General features: G+C 65.0%; 13 protein-coding genes. 3 read left to right on the top strand and 10 right to left on the bottom strand.

Translation table 11 applies throughout. The annotated features are described in order from the left end of the window. Nucleotides 1-164 precede the first annotated feature (164 nt). The 3 genes from BJF92_RS13685 to BJF92_RS13675 form a co-directional block, all read right to left on the bottom strand. Nucleotides 165-3,350: an efflux RND transporter permease subunit gene (locus BJF92_RS13685; protein WP_075635303.1), complete on the bottom strand. Its 3,186-nt coding sequence runs from the start codon at nt 3,348-3,350 to the stop codon at nt 165-167. 177 nt (nt 3,351-3,527) lie between these two features. Next, a complete protein-coding gene (locus BJF92_RS13680) occupies nt 3,528-4,709 on the bottom strand; it encodes an efflux RND transporter periplasmic adaptor subunit (RefSeq protein ID WP_075635302.1) in 1,182 nt (393 codons plus the stop codon). A gap of 99 nt (nt 4,710-4,808) precedes the next feature. Beyond that, nucleotides 4,809-5,552: an alpha/beta hydrolase fold domain-containing protein gene (locus tag BJF92_RS13675; RefSeq protein WP_075635532.1), complete on the bottom strand. Its 744-nt coding sequence runs from the start codon at nt 5,550-5,552 to the stop codon at nt 4,809-4,811. 205 nt (nt 5,553-5,757) lie between these two features. Here BJF92_RS13675 and BJF92_RS13670 point away from each other — a divergent pair, with 205 nt between their 5' ends. Next, entirely contained in the window at nt 5,758-6,714 is a 957-nt protein-coding gene (locus BJF92_RS13670) for a LysR family transcriptional regulator (RefSeq protein ID WP_075635301.1), read from the top strand. Between the two features lie 510 nt (nt 6,715-7,224). Here the strand turns inward: BJF92_RS13670 and BJF92_RS13665 are convergent. Continuing rightward, entirely contained in the window at nt 7,225-8,259 is a 1,035-nt protein-coding gene (locus tag BJF92_RS13665; protein ID WP_075635300.1) for a substrate-binding domain-containing protein, read from the bottom strand. A gap of 325 nt (nt 8,260-8,584) precedes the next feature. On the opposite strand from BJF92_RS13665, the gene BJF92_RS13660 reads away from it, so the two are divergent. Beyond that, nucleotides 8,585-10,087: a sugar ABC transporter ATP-binding protein gene (locus tag BJF92_RS13660; protein WP_075635299.1), complete on the top strand. Its 1,503-nt coding sequence runs from the start codon at nt 8,585-8,587 to the stop codon at nt 10,085-10,087. Further along, complete coding sequence (locus BJF92_RS13655) at nt 10,084-11,121, top strand: ABC transporter permease (protein ID WP_075635298.1); 1,038 nt, start codon at nt 10,084-10,086, stop codon at nt 11,119-11,121. The genes BJF92_RS13660 and BJF92_RS13655 overlap by 4 nt, the downstream gene beginning before the upstream one ends. A gap of 157 nt (nt 11,122-11,278) precedes the next feature. Here BJF92_RS13655 and BJF92_RS13650 read toward each other — a convergent pair whose 3' ends face one another. The 6 genes from BJF92_RS13650 to BJF92_RS13625 all read right to left on the bottom strand — a co-directional run bounded on the left by BJF92_RS13650 (nt 11,279) and on the right by BJF92_RS13625 (nt 17,947). After that, entirely contained in the window at nt 11,279-12,646 is a 1,368-nt protein-coding gene (locus BJF92_RS13650) for an LLM class flavin-dependent oxidoreductase (RefSeq protein ID WP_075635297.1), read from the bottom strand. A 136-nt stretch (nt 12,647-12,782) separates the two neighbouring features. Continuing rightward, on the bottom strand, nt 12,783-14,027 hold the full coding sequence (locus BJF92_RS13645; RefSeq protein WP_075635296.1) for an SfnB family sulfur acquisition oxidoreductase: 1,245 nt from the start codon (nt 14,025-14,027) through the stop codon (nt 12,783-12,785). A 3-nt stretch (nt 14,028-14,030) separates the two neighbouring features. Continuing rightward, nucleotides 14,031-15,290 (bottom strand): SfnB family sulfur acquisition oxidoreductase, encoded by a 1,260-nt coding sequence (locus tag BJF92_RS13640; protein ID WP_075635295.1) that lies wholly within the window; start codon nt 15,288-15,290, stop codon nt 14,031-14,033. A gap of 35 nt (nt 15,291-15,325) precedes the next feature. After that, nucleotides 15,326-15,979 (bottom strand): methionine ABC transporter permease, encoded by a 654-nt coding sequence (locus tag BJF92_RS13635; RefSeq protein WP_075635294.1) that lies wholly within the window; start codon nt 15,977-15,979, stop codon nt 15,326-15,328. Beyond that, a complete protein-coding gene (locus tag BJF92_RS13630; protein WP_078058016.1) occupies nt 15,960-17,141 on the bottom strand; it encodes a methionine ABC transporter ATP-binding protein in 1,182 nt (393 codons plus the stop codon). The genes BJF92_RS13635 and BJF92_RS13630 overlap by 20 nt, the downstream gene beginning before the upstream one ends. A gap of 2 nt (nt 17,142-17,143) precedes the next feature. Then, complete coding sequence (locus tag BJF92_RS13625) at nt 17,144-17,947, bottom strand: MetQ/NlpA family ABC transporter substrate-binding protein (protein ID WP_075635293.1); 804 nt, start codon at nt 17,945-17,947, stop codon at nt 17,144-17,146. Between the last annotated feature and the right edge of the window lie 92 nt (nt 17,948-18,039).

Raw genomic sequence — 18,039 nt, 5'->3', positions numbered from 1 at the left:
CGATTGACGTCGAATGTGCTCGATAGCTGCCGTGGGAATGGCGGACGATCGCGGGCAGTCTGATGGAGGAAGACTGTGGCAATGGCGGGGTTCCCGCGCAAGCGAGGCTTTGATAACACCCGCGCGGGCTCCGGTGGGAGAGCCCGCGCGGGCTGGAGGCGCGCCTACTCCGCTGGAGAGAGAGCCGGAGTGGCATCCTCCGCACCATGCTGCCGCAAGGGGCGGCCGCCGGTCAGCAAACGGGCGAGCATGTAGAAGACCGGTGTCATGAAGATGCCGAAGAAGGTCACGCCGATCATGCCGGAGAAGACGGCGATGCCCATGGCGGTGCGCATCTCCGCGCCGGCGCCGGTGGACAGCACCAGCGGCACGACACCCATGATGAAGGCCATGGAGGTCATCAGGATCGGGCGCAGGCGCAGACGGCTGGCCTCCACCGCCGCCTGGAAGGGCGTGCGGCCTTCGAATTCCAGCTCCCGGGCAAACTCCACGATCAGGATCGCGTTCTTGGCCGAAAGTCCCACCAGCACCACCAGGCCAATCTGGGTGAAGATGTTGTTGTCGCCCCCGGTCAACCAGACCCCCGTCAGCGCCGCCAGCACGCCCATCGGCACGATCATGATGATCGCCAGCGGCAGGACGAGGCTTTCATATTGCGCCGCCAGAACAAGGTAGACCAGCAGCAGCGCGAGCGGGAAGACGAACATGCTCGAATTGCCGGCAAGGATCTGCTGATAGGTCAGATCCGTCCATTCAAAGGCAAGGCCGGACGGCAGGGTTTCCTCGAGGATCCTGGTGATCGCCGCTTCCGCCTGGCCCGACGAGAAGCCGGGCGCGGGACCGCCATTGATGTCGGCGGACAGGAAGCCGTTATACCGCGTCGTGCGCTCCGGTCCGGTCTGGGCATCCACCTTCAACAGGGCCGAAAGCGGGATCATCTGGCCGGACTGAGACCGCACCTTCAGCTGGCCGATATCCTCCGGCTTGGCGCGGAACTTCGAATCCGCCTGCACCCGCACGCTGTAGGTCCGCCCGAAGGCGTTGAAGTCGTTGACATAGAGCGAGCCGAGATAGATCTGCAGCGTTTCGAAGACATCGGTCACCGACACGCCGAGCTGTTCGGCCTTGGCGCGGTCGAGATCGGCATAGAGCTGCGGCACGTTGATCTGAAAGCTCGAGAAGATGCCGGCCAGTTCCGGCGTCTGATAGGCCTTGGCGAGCACCGCCTTGGCCGCTTCGTCGAGCGTCTGGTTGCCGAGGCCGGCGCGGTCCTCGATCTGCAGCTTGAAGCCGCCCGTGGTGCCCAGACCATTGACCGGCGGCGGCGGGAACATGGCGATGAAGGCGTCCTCGATGCCCGCGAACTTCTGGTTCAGCGCCATGGCGATCGCCCCGCCCGACAGATCCGGCGTCTTGCGGTTTTCAAAGTCGTCGAGCACGGCGAAGACGATGCCGGCATTCGAGCCGATGGTGAAACCGTTGATCGACAGGCCGGGGAAGGCAATGGCGTGTTCGACGCCCGGCTGCTTGAGCGCGATGTCGCTCATCCGCTTGATCACGCTTTCGGTGCGATCGAGCGTCGCGCCATCGGGCAGCTGGGCGAAGCCGATCAGATATTGCTTGTCCTGCGCCGGCACGAAGCCGCTCGGCACAGCATGGAACATGCTGTAGGTGGCGCCGACCAATGCCAGATAGAGGATCATGACGAGGCTCTTGCGCGACAGAAGCCCGCCGACCGTGCGGCCATAGCCATTGGACGCGGCGCCGAAGGCGCGGTTGAAGCCACGGAAGAACCAGCCGAAAATCGCATCCATGAAGCGCGTCAGCCAATCCTTCTTGGCGTGATGGCCCTTCAGCAGCAGAGCGGCGAGCGCCGGCGACAGCGTCAGCGAATTGAGCGCCGAGATCACCGTCGAGATGGCGATGGTCAGGGCGAACTGACGGTAGAACTGCCCGGAGAGCCCGCTGATGAAGGCGAGCGGCACGAAGACCGCGACCAGCACCAGCGCGATCGCGATGATCGGCCCGGACACTTCCTTCATCGCCTTGTAGGTCGCATCGCGTGGGCTGAGGCCGTTTTCGATGTTGCGTTCGACATTTTCCACCACGACGATCGCATCATCCACCACGATGCCGATCGCCAGAACCAGCCCGAACAGCGTCAGCGCATTGATCGAGAAGCCGAAGGCATACATGACCGCGAAGGTGCCGATGATCGACACGGGAACCGCGATCAGCGGAATGATGGAGGCGCGCCAGGTCTGCAGGAAGAGGATGACGACGAGAACGACGAGCGCGACCGCTTCAAGCAGCGTATCGACGACCTTCTCGATCGAGGCCCGCACGAACTTGGTGGTGTCGTAGACGATCTCGTATTTGACCCCCTGCGGCATGGCGGCCTGGAGCTGGTCCATGGTCGCCTTGACATTGTCGGCGATCTCGATCGCATTCGACCCCGGCGCCTGGAGCACGGCGACGGCAACGGCGGGACGGCCGTCGAGCAGCGAGCGCAGCGTGTAATCGGCAGCGCCGAGCTCGATGCGGGCCACATCACGCAGGCGGGTGATTTCGCCGTTCGCGCCGCTCTTGACGATGATGTTGCCGAATTCCTCCGGCGTGCGCAGCCGGCCCTGCGCATTGACGTTGAGCTGCAGGTCCACGCCCGGCTGGCTCGGCGAGGCGCCGATGATGCCGGCCGCCGCCTGCACGTTCTGGCCGCGGATGGCGTTGGAGACATCGCTGGCGGCAAGCCCGTGTTCGGCGGCCTTCTGCGGGTCGATCCAGACGCGCATCGAATAATCGCCCGCGCCGAAGACCTGGACCTGGCCGACGCCCTGGATGCGGTTCAGCCGGTCCTTGACGTTCAGCGTCGCATAGTTGCGCAGATAGGTGATGTCGTAGCGGTCGACGTCGGAGACGAGGTTGACCACCATGATGAAGTCGGGCGAGCTCTTCACCGTCGTCAGGCCCAGGGCGCGCACTTCGGCCGGCAGGCGCGGCTCGGCTTGCGACACGCGGTTCTGCACGAGCTGCTGCGCCTTGTCCGGATCGGTGCCGAGCTTGAACGTGACCGTGACATTCAGCACGCCGTCGGATGTGGCCTGGCTCGACATGTAGAGCATGTCCTCGACGCCGTTGATCTGTTCTTCGAGCGGCGTCGCCACCGTTTCGGCGATCACGGTCGGATTGGCGCCGGGATAGGTGGCGCGCACGACGATCGAAGGCGGCACCACGTTCGGATATTCGGAAATCGGCAGGGATCGCATGCCGATCAGGCCGGCCACCACGATGAGGATCGACAGGACGGCGGCAAAGACCGGCCTGTCGATGAAGAAGCGTGAAATATTCATGTCGTTACCCTCTCTCCAGAGGCATTTTGGAAACGAAAAGCCCCGTCCCGCGGACAGCTGGCCGCAGGGGATCAGGGAGACTGCACTGTTGGGGTCGGGCCCGGCGTCAGAGCATCGGGCTTGTCCGAGGACCGGTTGCTATTCTTCGGTCCGCTGCTTCAGGAGCCGGTCGGCCCTTTACTTGTTGGCAAGCTCGGCTTCTTCATGCGGGGCCACCACCGCGCCCGGACGAATGCGCTGCAGGCCGTTGACGACGATGCGGTCGCCGGGGTTCAGGCCCTTTTCGACGATCCGCAGACCGTCCACGGCCGACCCCAGCTCCACCTGCCGGTAGCCCACCTTGTTCTCGCCATCGACCACGAAGACGAACTTCTTGTCCTGGTCGGTGCCGACCGCCTTTTCGCTGACCATCAGGCGATCCTGCGCCTTCGGCTGGCCCATGCGAACGCGAACGAACTGGCCGGGGATGAGCCGCGAACCGGGATTGTCGAAGACCGCGCGCACGCGGATCGTGCCGCTTGCGGCATTGACCTCATTGTCGATCAGCTGCAGCTTTCCGCGCACCGGTGCGTCCGTGGCAAGCGTACTGACCTCGACAGGCACCCGATCGATCGCCGGCACGCCGTTTTCAACCGGCAGATCGGCGAGGATCTTCGCCACCAGCTCCTCGCCGGCATCGAAACTCGCATAGATCGGATCGCTGGAAACCAGCGTCACCAGCGGCGTGGAGGCGGAGCCCGCGGCCACGAGATTGCCCACCGTCATTTCCAGCTTACCGGCGCGCCCGGCGATCGGAGCCCGGATCTGCGTATAGCCGAGATTGAGCTGCGCCGTCGTCAAGGTGGCCTTGGCGGACTGCAGGTTGGCCAGCGCCTCGCTCTGGGCGCTCTGGCGCTGGGTCAGGTCGCTCTGCGAGATGATGTTCTTGGCGGCCAGCGTCTTGCCGCGCGCAAGTTCGGTGGTGGCAAAGTCCAGTTTGGCCTCTGACGAGGCGACCTGCCCCTGGGCTTGGGCGACCTCGGCCTTGTAGGGCTCCGGATCGATGGTCATCAGCAGGTCACCCGCCTTGACCAAACCGCCTTCGCGGAAATGCACCGACTGGATCACGCCGGCCACACGCGGGCGGATCTGCACGCGGTCGACGGCTTCCAGCCGGCCGGAAAATTCCTGCCAGGTGGTGATGTTGCGCGGATTGACGACAGCGACCGTCACCGGAACGGCCGGCGGCGGTGCCGCTGCCGTGGCGGGCGCGGCACTGGCGTCGCGCGGCAGTTCGAGATAGACCGAGGCCGCTGCAATGAGCGCAGCCGTGCTCAGCCCGGCGCCCCACAGGGCCCAGTTTTTTGCCTTCGATGTCATGGTTACTCTCCTTACGGCCTTGGCATACGGCCGGTCGTCTGCTCGGGCGCATCAGAGCGAAATCAGGGTTCGGTCCGATGCTCTCGATGATGCGAAATCTTAAGCGCTCGTCTGCTGCATGAAACGAATGAACTCCTCGCGCAATTCGGCCATCCATGGGCCGTCTGCGCCATTATAGATGCCGGTCCAGCCGCAACGCGCCGGCAAAACCGTCTTGCTGACAGCGACACCCGAAGCGGCAAGCCTTTCGGCATAGCCGCTCGCTTCGTCGCGCAGCGGATCGTCCTGCGATGTCACGACCAGGGCCGGCGCGACACCCGAAAGCCGCGAGCACAGGCACGGGGCCGCATAGGGATGCTGAAAGCCGCAGCCCGCCTGCAAATAGTGGCTCCAGCCCTCGGCCCAGCGTTCGCGCAGCGACTGTTCCCCGGCTTCGCGCATCGACTGCGACGCCATCATCGGGTCGATCAGCGGCGACAGCAGGATCTGCCCCGAGAGATCGCCGAGCTGCACGTCCCGCGCCTTGAGCGCGACGCCCGCGGCGATATTGCCGCCCGCCTCGTCGCCTGCGACGAAGAGCGGCGAGCGGGTCAGACCACCATAGAGCTTGCGCTTGGTGCTCAGATAGGCAAGCGCCATGAAGGCATGTTCCATCGCCTGCGGAAAGCGATTGTCCGATCCTCTGGCATAGTCAGCCTCGACCACGGTCGCGCCCGCAGCGGCCAGGGCGGTGCCCACCGGTCGCTCGGCCTGCGTCATGGCCTTGCCCTGAAAGGCATCGCCGCGAAAATAGAGGATGATCGGCGCGCCCTTGGCCTTGGCCATCTCCCCATACAACCGCATGGGAATGGGTGGCGTCAGCGGGCCGTTGACCCCGATATTTTCCCAACGCTCGGCCAAAGTCTCTCACTCTCGCCTTACGTAAGGCATGCTTGTCTTTGTCTCTGCGTATGATATTATTGTTCGGAGAAAATAGCGCAAGTCGGCAAGGCGGACATCACTGTTCCGAAATTTTGGACAATAGCGCATTGCAGCAGGAGGTGGCTTGATGGATCAGCTGTCGGCGATGCGGGTTTTCCTTCGGGTCGTCGAGACCGGAAACTTCACGCGCGCGGCCGCGACGCTGAACATGCCGAAGACGACGGTGACCAATATGGTGCAGGGACTGGAGGCCCATCTGCGCGCGACCTTGCTCAATCGCACCACGCGCCGCGTGATGGTGACGACCGACGGCGCGCTTTATTACGAGCGGGCCCAGCAGATCCTGGCCGAACTCGACGAGCTCGACGGCAGCATGTCGAATTCGCAGACCCAGCCCTCCGGGCGATTGCGCGTGGAAATGGCCGGCGCTTTCGCGGATCTGCTGGTCGTGCCCAATCTGTGCGATTTCCACGATCGCTTCCCGAAGATCCGGCTGGATATCGGCGTCGGCGACCGGTTGGTCGATTATATCGCCGAAAACGTCGACTGCGCCTTACGCGGTGGAACCCCGACGGACCAGTCGCTGATCGCCCGCAAGGTCGGGCAGATGACCATGCAGACCTATGCCGCCCCGTCCTACATCCAGAAATTCGGGGCGCCGGTCCATCCGCAGGATCTTGAACAAAACCATTTTTGCGTCGGCTATCTCAACGCGACCGCCGGCCGGGTGATGTCGATCGCCTTCGAGAAGGGCGAAGAGAGGATCGAGGTCGATCCGCATTATGTCGTCTCGGTCAACGACGCCCGCTCCTATGTCAATGCGGCAATATCAGGGCTTGGCGTCGCCCAGGCGCCAAGCTTCCTGGTGCGCGATGCGCTGGAAAAGGGAGAACTGGTGGAGGTTCTGCAGCCCTGGCGCTGCGAGCCCCTGCCGCTCTACATCGTCTATCCGCACACCAGACATCTTTCCAACAAGGTCAGGGTCTTCGTCGACTGGCTGGCGAAACTCGTCCAGAGCGCCAGGCTTGACGACAATAGCGGGCAAACGGGAAAGCTCGGCCAGGGTACGATCCCACCGGAGTGACACCGGGATCGACAGGATCAGGCTTCAAGTCATGCAAAATCCCGTTGATCGTTTCGCGCTGTCTGGAACGTCTTGGCGGACGCGCAAAGTCCTCTTTCGTCCTGATCATCTTTGCCAGAAATCTCAAAAGTCCAAAATGGTCCTAAGGACTTCTTACCTGGTGCTCCGGAGGCATAATACCAAGTGTCGATGATAGGAACCTATAGGACAGGCTTTCCGGGCTTTCTGGCTAGGAGAGGTTCGCAGATCGATGCTGTCGCATCGGTCAAGAGCCTCGACAACGCCAGAAGGCCCGGAAAGCCTGCCGAAGGTGGCTCAGCTCTGGTCTCTGGCGTCGTTGCGATGCTTGCCCGATGCGACAGCATCGCGCTGCCCATCGCGCCTAGCCAGAAACCACAGCTGAGCCATCCTATAGGTCCCTATCATCGACACTTGGTATAAGGGGCGAAACGCAATTTTGCGCATCGCCCCTTTGGGATGTTCTCAGATCACGCCCCAGGAAGAACGCCCTTAGAAGGCGGCAAGCGGGATCCAGGTTGCAGTCGCGGCCGCGCTGGTCGAGAAGGCGGGGATCTTCTTGGCGAGGTCTTCGATGGTAGTGACACCGGCGTCGCGCAATTGCTGCTGCGTCACCAGAACGGGTTCCACGACGATCGTCTGCGGCAAGGTTTCGCCCGCGATCTGCAGGGCGGCGGCGCGAATGGAGACGGCGCCCACGACGGCGGGATTGGTCGCGGCGGTCGCCACCCACGGGCTGCCCGGCTCGACGATTTCCTGAATGTCGGCGGTGGAAATATCGGCCGAATAGATCTTCAGCTTATCCGCGATCCCGAGATCGACAGCGGCGAGCTTCACGCCGCGGGCGAACTCGTCATAGGGCGCGAACACCACGGAAATATCGGGATTGGCGCGCAGTGCCGCCTTTGCCTGATCGGCCGTGCTCGTCGCGGTCGTATCGCTGACGACGCCGAAGCGGGCGGCCTCGACGATGCCGGGATTGGCGGCCTTCACCTTGTCCCAGACCTCATTGCGCCGGTCGAGCGGCGCAAAGCCGGCCACATAGACATAACCCGCCTTGAAGGCCGCGCCATTGTCCTTCAGCGCCTGATTGAGCGCGCTTTCGGCCAGCTTGTGGTCCGACTGCTCGATCTGGGTGATCTTCGGATTGTTCAGATTGACGTCGAAGGCCACAACCTTGATGCCCTTGTCGAGCGCCTGCTGGACGACATCCGCCAGGGATTCCGGCAGGCCGTGATCGACGATGATGGCCTGAACGCCGAGATTGATGGCCTGTAGGATCTGCTCGCGCTGCTCGGCCGCATTCTGCCGGCCCGGGAAGATCCTAAGATCCGCGCCCAACGCCTTTGCCTGGGCCTCGGCCCCCGCCTGATAGGCCTGGAAGAAATCGCCGGCGGAGAGATAGCTGACCAGCGCCAGCTTGACGCCGCCTTTGTCAAAGGGGGCCGGCGCACCGGAAATGCCTGCGGCCAGCACGGCCGGCGCCGCAGCGAGGAGGGAAAACGCGGTCAGTGTGGCGAGGTGCATAGAGGGTCTCATAGGGGCTCCGGAAGCGTTCGGGTGGATGCCTCCAGCATCATATATAGTATATAGTTTTTGTAGATTGATGCTCGTTCGGCACCGCCCGCTTTGGAAACAATTTTGCTACGCTGGCGGGCCTGCGCAGCCGCTTTGTTTCCCTGCAGGAGCGTGTGCGAGACTGGCCCCAACCTCACGAGAAAGCCGCTGCGGCCAAGCGCGCGATCAGCGCCAGGAACACATTTCTATATTGTCTATCGATAAAGAGATCTAATTCCTTGAGCTGTCTGGCCCAGGCGCTAGGACACAGGCAGACAGGAACGGTTCACCCGCCATGGCACTGCTGGAAGCACATGAGATCTTTCGCCGGTACGGCTCCACCCAGGCTCTCGCCGGCGCGAGCCTCGTGCTGGAGCGCGGCGAAATCGTCGCGCTGATGGGCGCCAATGGCGCGGGCAAATCCACACTGGTGAAAATCCTCTCCGGCGTGGAACGGGCCGATCAGGGAACAGTGCGGCTGAATGGCAGGGAGATCGCGCCGAAGAGCCCGGCGGAGGCGGCCCGGTGCGGCATCGTCACCGTTCACCAGTCGACCGACGTCGTGGGCATTCCCGGCCTCAGCGTTGCGGACTCCCTGCTCCTGAACCGTTACGTCACCGGCAAAATGCCCTACTTCCTCTCAAGGTCGGCCGTTTTGCGCGCCGCGCGCCGCGTTACCGCCCATGCCGGCTTTGACCTGCCGCTCGACCGCGACTTCGCCGAGCTGGGCGCGGCAGAACGCCAGCTCGTCGCCATTGCCCGCGCGCTGTCCGACAAGGCCGATGTGCTGATCCTGGACGAGCCGACGGCGAGCCTCTCCGGCACGGAGTGCCGCCGGCTCTACGAGATCCTCCTGAGCCTGAAGGCGCGCGGTCTCGCCATCCTCCTCATCTCCCACAGGACGGCCGATCTCGCTGCCGTTGCCGACCGGGTCGAGGTGCTGCGCGGCGGGCGCAATGCCGGCGCGTTTCGCCGCCCCCTGGATCTGGACGCGGCCGTGGAAACGATGATCGGGCGTTCGCTTGCGCGGGCGAGGCCGACCCAGCGCGCGGATCTCGGCCCACCCGTTCTCAGCCTCACCGGCGCAAGACTGCTGCCGGACAGGCCGGCCTTCGACCTCACCGTGCATGCCGGCGAAGTGGTGGCCATCACAGGGGTTCTCGGCGCCGGCAAGAGCCGGCTGCTCTCGGCGCTGTTCGGCATCGGCAGGCTTGCGGGCGGAAAAGCGACGCTAGACGGGGCACCCTATCGTCCAACCGGGCCGGCGGATGCCATTGCGCGCGGCGTGGCACTTGCGGCCGAAGACCGGCACCGCTCCTCGCTGATGCCGCGCGACTGGCCGGGCTCCAGCATTGCCGCCACGATCAGCCTGCCGCATCTGCGGCGCTGGTATCCCTTCGATCTGATGATGTCCGGCCGCGAGCGCCAGGAGGCGGACCGGGCGATCGCGCGTCTCGGCATCAAGGCGGCCGGCGCGGATGCCTCGGTCTGGTCGCTGTCGGGCGGCAACCAGCAGAAGACGGTTCTCGCCCGCTGGGAGGTGGTCCCCGGCCGTTTTCTTCTTCTGGACGAACCCTTTCAGGGCGTCGATGTCGGCGCGCGCCATGACATCATCGCCACCATCCGCAGCCACCGCGACCGCGCCACGCTGATTGCCACCTCCGATCCGGAGGAGGCCCATGAGGTTGCCGACCGGGTCTTCGTGATGGACCAGCACAGCCTGCACAGCATTGCCCCCCGCCCTGCGCTCGCCCCCGCCCCCGCGCCTGCCTTCCTGCTCGAAAGGTCTGCCCCATGACGACGGTCACCGAACAGACAAAGCCGCCCGCTGCCGCTGCCTCCGGCCTGCGCCTTCTGCAGGAGACCGCGCGGCGGGGGGCCGTATTCATTCTGCTGGCGGCGCTGCTCGTGCTTTTCAGCATCGCGCAGCCGGCCTTCCTGACGATCGGCAATCTCATGAGCATCCTGCAGGCGGTCGCCGTGGTTGCAATCATCGGTGCGGGCGTGACGGTGACGCTCGCCATTGGCGGCTTCGATCTGTCGGTCGGCGCGGTGGCGGCCTCCAGCGTGATGGCCGCCAGCTATGCGATGATCGTGCTGGATCTCGGCGCCGGCGCCACCGTCGCACTCGTGCTTGCCTTCGGCGCGCTCGTCGGCGCCTTCAACGCCTTCCTGATCGTGCGGTTGAAGATCCCCGATCTCCTGGCAACGCTTGCCGTCATGTTCCTGCTGACAGGGCTTCAGCTGATCCCGACGGCCGGCCGCTCGATCTCCGCCGGGCTCGTCCTGCCGGATGGCAGCAAGGCGACCGGCAAGGTGGATGCCGCCTTTCTGCTCATCGGACGTTCGAGCCTGGGCGGCCTGGTGCCCCTGCCCGTTCTGCTCATGCTATTGGCCGCACTGCTTTTGCATGTGCTGACCGAGCACACCCGGACCGGACGCCTGCTGTTCGCCATCGGCGGCAATGAGGTGGCGGCCCGGCTGGCGGGGGCCAATACGGCGCGGCTGAAGGCCTTGGCCTATGTGCTCTCCGGCACGCTGGCTTCGCTCGGCGGCATCATCGTGGCCGCGCGCGTCGGTCGCGGCGATGTCTCCTCCGGCGCCTCGCTGCTGATGGATTCCGTCGCCGCCTCGCTGATCGGCTTTGCTGTTCTCGGCCTGCGCAGGCCCAACGTGCTCGGAACCGCCGTCGGCGCCGTCTTCGTCGGCGTGCTGCTCAACGGGCTGACCATGCTGAACGCCCCCTATTACACCCAGGACTTCGTCAAGGGCGCCGTCCTCGTCGGCGCGCTGGCGCTGACCTATGGCGTCAGCCGCAGCGCAAACGCATGAGATCGTTGGGCATCGCGCCGTGCAGCGCGACCCTTACCGGTGGGTAAAGGCTGAAGAGGTATAGGGCAGCGTCGCCGAATGGTGGCGCGCGTCGCGACGGCACGTTCAGAGGATGCCGCTCCTGCGGTCACGAAGCCAGAGTGGCGCCGATCCGCCGTCACCACGCTTGCGCCCGCGCCTGCCGGCTTCCGGGATGGTTTTCGGGCAGGTGGTCGCCGCGGCCGAAGAGGCGGTGGCGCAGCGTTCCGTCTGCATAGGCGGTCTTGTAGGCGCCACGGGCCTGCAGTTCGGGGATGACGATGTCGATGAAATCGACATAGCTTTCCGGCACCACGGTGCGGGCCAGGTTGAACCCGTCGATGCCGCCTTCGTCGATCCAGCCGATCAGCTCCTCGGCCACCTTGGCGCCGTCGCCGACGACAATCGGGTAGCGCCCGCCAATGGCGAGCTCCTTCAGCAGTTGGCGCTTGGTCCAGCCCTTCTGGCGGGCGAGCTGGTTGACGGACTGGATGGCGTTGCCCGTGCCGTAGTCGATCGGCTCGTCGGCATCGAAGCGGGAAAAATCGATGCCGCTGCCGGCCGCAAAATGCGCAAGGCCCGCTTCGGGGCTAGCATGATCGAGATAATCGGCGAGCTTTTCCTCGGCGTCGGCGGTGGTCCGGCCCGGCACGACGGTGATGCCGACGAAGATCTTGATATCGTCGGGCGCGCGACCGGCCGCAACGGCTTCCTCGCGCAGGGCGCGCGCCGTGCGCGCGGCGGCCGCCTTGTCGGTGGCGCCGATGAAGATGCACTCGCCGTGCCGGGCCGCGAACTGCCGGCCGCGGCCGGAAGTGCCGGCCTGGTAGAGCACCGGCGTGCGCTGTGCCGAGGGTTCCGACAGGTGATAGCCTTCGCTGCGATAATAGGGGCCTTCATGCCGGATCGCCCGGACGCGGGCCGGGTCCGCGAAGATGCGGGCAGCCTTGTCCCGTTTGACGGCATCTTCAGCCCAGCTCGCCTCCCAGAGCTTGTAGAGCACGTCGAGATAATCATCCGCCCGGTCATAGCGGCTGTCGTGCTCGCCAAGGCCAGATTGCCCCAGCGCGCGGGCCGCGCTATCCAGATAGCCGGTGACGATGTTCCAGCCGATGCGCCCCTCGGTCAGGTGATCGAGCGTCGACATGCGCCGCGCGAAGGAATAGGGCGCCTCCACGCTGGTGTTGACGGTGACGCCGAAGCCGAGATGCTGCGTCGCCGCGGCCATGGCCGAGATCAGCAGGATCGGGTCATTGACCGGAAGCTGGATGGATTCTTTCAGCGTCAGATCCACCGAGCTCTGATAAATATCGTAAACGCCGATGATATCGGCGAGGAAGATCCCGTCGAACAGGCCGCGCTCCAGCGTTTTGGCCAGATCCGTCCAGTAGGACAGGCGCCGATAGTCCGCCGAGCGGTCACGCGGATGCGTCCACAGGCCGTGATTGATGTGGCCGACGCAATTCATGCTGAAGGCGTTGAGAAGGATCTGTTTTCGCTTGGACATGTCTGATTTCGATTTTTAGAGCATCGGACCGAAAAGTGGGAACCGGTTTTCGGAAAAATCCGATGCAAAACAAAAAATTAGAGCATCGGTCCGCGTATGATTTTCAGTCCGATGCTCTGAAGACGTGCGGACGCGCTCAGATCGCGCCGTGGCGGGGCGGATGGCGGCCATTGAGGTGATACTGCCCGACCGCCTGGTACTTCCATCGGACCGGATCATGCAGCGTATGGGTGCGCACATTGCGCCAGTGCCGGTCGTAATTGTCCTCGGCCATGGTGGCGGAGGTTCCCGAGAGCTCGAACAGCTTGTTGGCGGCCAGAAGCCCGGCCTTCGTCGCGAGGATCTTCGCCTCGGCGACCGCGATGGAGGCGGCAGCGACTGTCTCCTCGGTCGGGTTCGCCATTGCCGCATCGACGCGTTCGCCCGCCTTGCGCAGCAGCGCGTCGGCCGCTCTCAGGCGCACCCGCACCTTGCCGATTTCGCTGAGCGTCAGCGGGTCTTCCCCCGCGCTCTCGACCTTCGCGTCGATCCAGGGACGCGCCCGCTCGCGCACGAAGGCGAGCATGTCGCGATAGGCGCCCTCGCCGATGCCGAGATCGATGGCGGCGTGGATGATCTGCGCGACCGGACCGATGGTGGTCGGCCGCTCGAAGGATGACTGGAACGGCACGATGCATTCCGGCTCGACGGACACAGCGTCGAAATGCACCGTGCCGCTGCCCGTCACCCGCTGGCCGAAGCCGTCCCAATCGTCGAGGATGCTGACGCCGGGCGCGGTGCGCGGGATGAAGACGATCTGGGTTCGCGCGGCCCCGTCTTCCTCCACCGAGACGAGCGTCGGGATCCAATGGGCATAGATCGCGCCGGTGCAGTAATATTTGGTGCCATCGACGCGCCAGCCGCCATCTTCGCGGTAAAGCCGGGTCCGCCGCTTGAAATCCTTCTGGCCGATTTCGGCCAGCGCATTGCCGGTGCGTTCGCCGGCCAGAACGCGGTCATAGAAGAACCGCTTCTGCGCCTCGCTGCCGCCGACGCGCAGCACTTCCAGCGAATAATAGTGGTTCTGCGGAATCTGCGACAGCGAGCCATCGGCGGCCGCGATGATCGCGGTGACCCGTGCGAGCGTGCCGGCCGAAACGCCGGCGCCGCCATAGGCCCTGGGCACGCTGATGCCCCAGAGCCCTGTCGCCACGAAGGCGTCCAGCTCGTCCCACGGAAGATGCCGCTCGGCATCGCGTTTCGATGCGCCGGCCCGCAGCGTCTCGGCGAAGTCTTGCGCGACCGCGATCGCCTCGGCATCCGAGGCGATCCGATGCGGGATGGCCTGTGGCGGAGCGGCCGGCCGCGCGAGAACGGGTTGGGCGGGATGGCGGTTGGTCATCGCTCAGTTCCACTGATGGCGGGCCGGCAGCGCGCCGTTGAGTTCATGGTTGCCGATCAGGTGATATTTCCAGCGCACAGGATCATGCAGCGTGTGCACCCGCGCATTGCGCCAGTGCCGGTCGAGATTGTGGGCCGCGCGGGTGGCGGCGGAGCCGGCGAGGTCGAACAGCGTTTCGCTGGCGTCCAGCGCGATCTCCGTCGTGAGGATCTTCGCCTCGGCAACGGTGACGGAGGCCTCCGCGCTGCTCTGCGCGGTGACCGGCGCGGCCGAGACCCTATCGAGCACGCGGCCGGCCTCGTAGAGGATTTCCTGCGCGGCATGCAGCTCCGTTGCCAGATGCCCGACCGAATGGAGGATGGTCGGATCGTCCGTCGCGCGCTCCAGCCCTGAATCCATCCAGGGGCGCGCCCGCTCCCGTACGAAGCGGCAGGCATCGTCGAAGGCCGCCTGTGCGATGCCGGCATCGATGGCCGCCTGGATCAGCTGCGAAGCGGGCCCTGCAAGGCCCGGACGATCGGCAAAGGCATGGACGGGAAAGACGAGCAGCGGATCGATCGCCACGCGATCGAAGATCACGCTGCCGCTTGCGGTGGTGCGCTGGCCGAAGGAATTCCAGTCGTCGATGACGGTCACCCCCTCGGCATCGCCGCGCGCCCAGACCTGCACCGCCCGCCCTTGCGCGTCCACCGCCCTTGTCGGGATGTAATGGGCGAAGATCGAGCCGGTGGAATAGAAGCGCTCGCCGGTGAGGCGAAGACCCTCGCCGGTCTCTTCCAGCCGGGTCGTGGCGATGGTGATCAGCCGCGTCTTGCGCTCGGGCCCGGCATTGCCGATGCGGTGGCCGGCCAGCACATCCGCATAGATGCGGGCCTTCTGCGCCGGCGTGCCGATATCATGGACCAGGGCCAGCACACCGAAATGGTTCTGCGGGATCTGCCCCAGCGCCGGGTCGGCGGCGCAGAGGATCTCGAAGACCTTCGCCAGGGTCTCGTAGCGCGCGCCCGTGCCGCCAAAGTCTTTCGGCACGGTGATCGCGCCGAGGCCGCTTTCGGTATAGGCCTCGATCTCGTCCCAGGGCAGGCGTCGCTCCCGGTCACGGTCTGCGGCGCCGGCCTGGAAGCGTTCGGCGAGCAGATGGGCGATCTCCAGCGCTTCCCCATCCTCCCGGATGCGATGCACCGGACGCGGTGGCCCGGAGCGCCGGCGCTCACGCTCGCTTTCGGTGGCAGGGGGCACGGTCTGGGCCTGCGGGCGGGTCATGGCATTACTCTGGTTCAGAATGTGAAGGGAGACGGTCAGCGGGCACGCAGCCGTCGCACCGCGCTGTCGCCGATGAACTGGACGAGGCAGACGGTGGCGATCAGCACCACGAGAACCGCGACCATGACCGTGGTGTCGAAACGCTGGTAGCCATAGCGGATCGCCATGTCGCCGAGCCCGCCGGCGCCCACGGCGCCGGCCATGGCGGAGGCGCCGATCATCGAGACGACGGTGATGGTGAAACCGCCGACGAGGCCGGGCAGCGCTTCCGGCAGCAGGACATGGCGGATGATGTGCCAGCGCCGGCAGCCGATCGCCTGCGCCGCCTCGATCAGGCCATGCTCGACCTCGCGCAGGCTGACCTCGGCAATGCGGGCCAGAAAGGGCGTGGCGCTGATCGACAGCGGCACGATGGCCGCCCAGACGCCGATCGTCGTTCCCGTCACCAGCCGCGTGAAGGGCAGCAGGGCGACCAGCAGAACGATGAAAGGCGCGGCGCGAAAACCGTTGATAACGGCGCCGAGCACGCGGTTGGTGCGCGGGGCATTGATCAGGCCCCCGGGCGAAGACAGCACGAGAAACACGGCCAGCGGCACGCCGACGACAAGGGCGATGATAGCGGAAACGCCGACCATGGTCAGCGTGTCGAGAAAGGCCTGCCAGAGGCGGTCAAGCATTTGCGGGGACATAACCGATGATCCTTGCGCCATGAGCCAGATCCTGGCCGGAAAGACGGGAGGGCAGATCGCCTGCTGCCGGCGCCGAAACGATCAGCCGGCCGCTGAGATGCCCGTCGATCCTGTCGAGCTGGCTCTGCACGATGCGTAGCTGGGACCCGAGTAGCGCCACAAGCCGTGCGAGATCCGGTTCACGGCCGCCCTCGCCCGTATAGGTGAAATCGATCAGCGCCAGCGCCGTGTCACTTGCGGGCGACGACGTCATTCGGCTGGCGATCTCCTCCGGCAGGCCGCGTGTCAGCGGCGCGAGCAGCGCCTTCGTCGCCTCGTGCCGGGGATTGCCGAAAACCTGCCAGACAGGCCCCGTCTCGGCGATGCCGCCGGCCTCGAGCACCAGCACCTCGTCGCAGATCTCGCGGATGACACTCATCTCATGGGTGATCAGAACGATGGTGAGGCCGAGACGGCGATTGATGTCCTTCAGCAGCGAGAGGATCGACAGCGTCGTTTCCGGATCGAGCGCGGAGGTCGCCTCGTCGCAGAGCAGGATGTCCGGGCGGCTGACCAGCGCGCGGGCAATGCCGACACGCTGCTTCTGGCCGCCGGACAGCCGGGATGGATAGGTCCTCTCCTTGCCTTCGAGGCCGACGAGCTTCAGCACCTCCCCCACCCGCGCTTCGATCTCGGCCGTGCCGACACCGGCCACAAGAAGCGGCAGGGCGACATTGCCGAACACGGTCTTGGCCGAGAGCAGGTTGAAGTGCTGGAAGATCATGCCAACGCGGCGCCGGAGCGCCACAAGCGCGCTTTCCCCATAGGCCGCAATATCCTCGCCATCGACCAGCACCCGGCCGACGGTCGGCTGCTCCAACCGGTTGATGGTGCGCAGCAGGCTCGACTTGCCGGCGCCGGAGCGGCCGATGATGCCGAAGACCGAGCCGGCGGCGATGTCGATGCTGATCTCTTGCAGCGCCTCGACGCGGCCGGCAGACGAGGTGTAGACCTTTCCGACCCCCTCGAAACGCACGGAACCGGCGGCCAGCGTCTCCGAGCCGGCCGAAGGCCCTGATTCAGCCGCCCCGCGCGAAGACACCGCTGGCTTCGCGTCATGGCGCGCCGTCGCGCCGGCTTGTAAAAGCGGATGGTCTGCCACCCCGAGGAAAGCCAGGCTCATCGTTACCACGCGATCGTGTAGAGCTTGGGATTATGGGCGAAGCCCGCATCGATCGCGTCGCGCACGGCCTTGGAGGACTGGTAGAGCTCGACCACCTTCTTCAGCGCCGGATTGTCGGCCTTCGCGGCATTGGCGGCGAAGACGATGGCGAACTGCTTGTCATCGATGCCCGAATAGATCAGCGCCGAGCCGGGATCGAAGGTCTTTGCGGCGATGATGAAGTGGGGATAGCCGAGCGCAACATCGACATCGGCGGTGATGCGGGCGAGCTGCGGACCTTCCACTTCGCTAAAGGTCACCTTTTTCGGGTTCTCGACGATGTCATCAAGCGTGCCGAGATAGCCGACGCCGGGCTTCAGCTTGATCAGGCCACCCTTTTCGAGCAGCAGCAGGCCGCGCCCCTGATTGACCGGATCATTGGCGATCGCCACCTTGGCCCCTTCGGGCACGCTGGCGAAATCCTTGTGCTTCAGGGAGTAGATGCCGATATTGGCAAGCGTGCCCACGCCGATCGGAACGATCTTGTAGCCCTTCTGCTTGATGGCATTGTTGAGGAAGGGCACGTGCTGGAAATAGTTGAGATCGAGGTCTCCGGCCTGCAGGGCCTCGTTCGGCGTCGTCCAGTCGCTGAATTCGATGACCTCCAGGTCGATCCCCGCCGCCTTCGCCTCCGGCACCAGCGCCTCGACAGAATCGCCATAGACTCCCGGCACGACGCCGATCTTCACGGTTTCGGCCATGGCCGGCCCGGCAACGGCCCCGGCAATGGCGATGAGGAGAGCAGAGAGAAGAGCGGTCGGTTTCATCGGAGCCTCGCAAAACTAATTTTCGCCTAAATTAATAGACAAAATAGATTTTGAGAGATTTTTTCGTCTCTTCCGACGCCCTTTCGTAAAAA

It is taken from the genome of Xaviernesmea rhizosphaerae (genome assembly GCF_001938945.1).
In the GTDB taxonomy this organism is placed as follows: domain Bacteria; phylum Pseudomonadota; class Alphaproteobacteria; order Rhizobiales; family Rhizobiaceae; genus Xaviernesmea; species Xaviernesmea rhizosphaerae.
Note: the sequence above shows the minus strand (reverse complement) of the source record. Positions and strands in the feature narration are given on the sequence as shown.

What these genes read in the sequence shown, in the direction of transcription:
- BJF92_RS13685 (WP_075635303.1), bottom strand. Translation starts at nt 3,350, where the DNA reads ATGAATATTTCACGCTTCTTCATCGACAGGCCGGTCTTTGCCGCCGTC.
- BJF92_RS13680 (WP_075635302.1), bottom strand. Translation starts at nt 4,709, where the DNA reads ATGACATCGAAGGCAAAAAACTGGGCCCTGTGGGGCGCCGGGCTGAGC.
- BJF92_RS13675 (WP_075635532.1), bottom strand. Translation starts at nt 5,552, where the DNA reads ATGCGGTTGTATGGGGAGATGGCCAAGGCCAAGGGCGCGCCGATCATC.
- BJF92_RS13670 (WP_075635301.1), top strand. Translation starts at nt 5,758, where the DNA reads ATGGATCAGCTGTCGGCGATGCGGGTTTTCCTTCGGGTCGTCGAGACC.
- BJF92_RS13665 (WP_075635300.1), bottom strand. Translation starts at nt 8,259, where the DNA reads ATGCACCTCGCCACACTGACCGCGTTTTCCCTCCTCGCTGCGGCGCCG.
- BJF92_RS13660 (WP_075635299.1), top strand. Translation starts at nt 8,585, where the DNA reads ATGGCACTGCTGGAAGCACATGAGATCTTTCGCCGGTACGGCTCCACC.
- BJF92_RS13655 (WP_075635298.1), top strand. Translation starts at nt 10,084, where the DNA reads ATGACGACGGTCACCGAACAGACAAAGCCGCCCGCTGCCGCTGCCTCC.
- BJF92_RS13650 (WP_075635297.1), bottom strand. Translation starts at nt 12,646, where the DNA reads ATGTCCAAGCGAAAACAGATCCTTCTCAACGCCTTCAGCATGAATTGC.
- BJF92_RS13645 (WP_075635296.1), bottom strand. Translation starts at nt 14,027, where the DNA reads ATGACCAACCGCCATCCCGCCCAACCCGTTCTCGCGCGGCCGGCCGCT.
- BJF92_RS13640 (WP_075635295.1), bottom strand. Translation starts at nt 15,290, where the DNA reads ATGACCCGCCCGCAGGCCCAGACCGTGCCCCCTGCCACCGAAAGCGAG.
- BJF92_RS13635 (WP_075635294.1), bottom strand. Translation starts at nt 15,979, where the DNA reads ATGTCCCCGCAAATGCTTGACCGCCTCTGGCAGGCCTTTCTCGACACG.
- BJF92_RS13630 (WP_078058016.1), bottom strand. Translation starts at nt 17,141, where the DNA reads ATGAGCCTGGCTTTCCTCGGGGTGGCAGACCATCCGCTTTTACAAGCC.
- BJF92_RS13625 (WP_075635293.1), bottom strand. Translation starts at nt 17,947, where the DNA reads ATGAAACCGACCGCTCTTCTCTCTGCTCTCCTCATCGCCATTGCCGGG.